This window comes from Neisseria sp. P0009.S007 (assembly GCF_051962515.1).
Window position 1 is genome coordinate 1 of the sequence record NZ_JBQCVF010000223.1, and the last position, 2,153, is coordinate 2,153.

General features: G+C 50.3%; 2 protein-coding genes. One reads left to right on the plus strand and one right to left on the minus strand.

Features of this window, described 5'->3' with window-relative positions; all coding sequences use genetic code 11:
- Positions 1–19: 19 nt before the first annotated feature.
- The gene (locus tag ACTHS3_RS11845; protein WP_440368023.1) at positions 20–1,249 is read right to left on the minus strand and encodes a multidrug effflux MFS transporter; all 1,230 of its coding nucleotides are present in this window, start codon (positions 1,247–1,249) and stop codon (positions 20–22) included.
- Positions 1,250–1,491: 242 nt separating this feature from the next.
- Here ACTHS3_RS11845 and ACTHS3_RS11850 point away from each other — a divergent pair.
- On the plus strand, positions 1,492–2,153 hold a 662-nt coding region (locus ACTHS3_RS11850; RefSeq protein WP_440368024.1), incomplete at its 3' end, for a helicase HerA-like domain-containing protein.

The window sequence follows — 2,153 nt, forward strand, 5'->3', positions numbered from 1 at the left end:
TTTTCAGACGGCCTGAAGGTTAAACATATTCTTTTTTATCGTTTTCCATCCAAGCCTGATGCGAGCAAATCCACAACAGTACGATACCGCATACGGTCGAGCTTAACATCATACCGGCCATTACCAAGGCGGAACCATTATGCAGCCAAGTCGTTGCCATACCGACCGATGCGCCGACAAGGGATTGGAACACGCCTAAAACCGCATTTGCGCTGCCGCCCTCTGCACTGAAATAGCTCATAAAGCAGGCCTGAGTGTTCGCTCCGACCAAGCCTTGCGTACCGACTGAAAACATCACGCATGGTACCAAAGCCCACAAAGGCGGCAGAGACAGCGACAATACCAAAACTGTCATCAGCAGATTGGCGGCAAATTGGACGATAATGCCCCATTTGAGGATATTTTGCGGATGCGTACCAGTTTTCAAACGCCATGCGGTAACGCGGTTAAACGACATCATGGTAATGATATTGAGCGCAAATATCCAAGCATATTGGTTTGGTGAAACATGATACAGGTGTTGGTACACAAACGACGATTCGGTCAAAAAGGCAAACATCGAACCGAAACTGAAAGCTTGAAAAAACAAATAGCCCATCGCGGCACGCGTTCTCAAAACGCGTTTAAACCTGCCTGCCACCACACCGAACACGTCCATGCTGATTTTGCCTTTTTGATGCGGCTTGGGCAGGAAATACCACATCAAACCCCAAAGCAGCAGCGAATAGCAGGCCAGAAAGCCGAAAATCATGCGCCAGCCACCCAAATTCTGCAAGCCTGCACCAATCATCGGCGCCATCAATGGCACAATCATCAGAATGATGCCGATTAAGGCAAACATCTGCGCGGCTTTGCGTCCGGAATAATAATCGCGCACTATCGCGCCGGAAATCACCACGGTCATCCCCGCACCAAACGCCTGCAAGGCACGCAAGTTCAATAGCTGCTCGACATTATTCACCATCGTCAAACCGACAACGGCGGCAAAGTAAATGCTCAATCCCACCAAGGCGACAGGTTTACGGCCTTTAATATCCGAAATCGAACCGCCGACCACCTGGCCAAATGCCACGCCAAACATAAAAAAGCTCAGGCTTTGCTCGATGCGGTGGATGTCCGAACCCAGCGACTTTGCCATTTCGGGAATTGCAGGCAGATAAGCATCGACAGAAAACGGCATCAGCGCGACCAACATCGCCATCAGCACGGCCATGGTTTTTTCGCCCAAAGGGGCTTGTTGTACAGTCATTCCGATTTTCGCTTTCGTAACAAACTATTCAAAAAACAAAGAAAACAACCGCCTTGTCAGACGGTTGCGTGTTGGATGGAATTATAGCAGATTTCAACCCTATCCAATCACTGCAAAAAAACCTTTGCAAAACTTAAGGCCGTCTGAAACTTTGCTTGGTTGAATCCCCCCGCTGCAAACGTTAAAATGCTTGTTTTTTAAGACAACACATTGTTTCACATCACGGATTCTAAGGAATAATCATGACTACATTTCAAATTGCGCGTGCCGACGGGAAAACGCTCGAAATCCAAGGCAAAATGGCCAACCGCCACGGCTTGATCGCCGGTGCGACCGGTACGGGTAAAACCGTTACCCTGCGCCGTATGGCGGAAGCCTTCAGCAGCGAAGGCGTCCCAGTATTCTTAGTCGATGTCAAAGGCGATTTGTCGGGCATCGCGCAAGCCGGTGCCAACAGCGGCAAAGTGGGCGAACGCATCGCCGAGTTTGATTTGGGCGAACAATGGCTGCAAAGTTTCCCCGTGCGCTTTTGGGATGTTTACGGCGAAACCGGTATTCCCGTACGCGTAACCGTTTCGGAAATGGGTCCTATGCTTTTGGCCCGTCTGATGAATCTGAACGACACGCAAGAAGGCCTGCTCAACCTTGTGTTCAAAGTTGCCGACGACAGAGGCTGGCACATTCTGGACTTGAAAGACCTGCGCAGCATGTTGAAACACGTTTCCGACCATGCTTCGGAATACCGCACGCAATACGGCAACGTTTCCGCCGCCAGTATCGGCGCGATTCAGCGTCAGCTTTTGACGCTGGAGAACGAAGGCGCAGAAAAATTCTTCGGCGAACCTTCCCTCAACCTGCAAGACTGGATGCAAACCGACAACGGCAAAGGCATCATCAACATCCT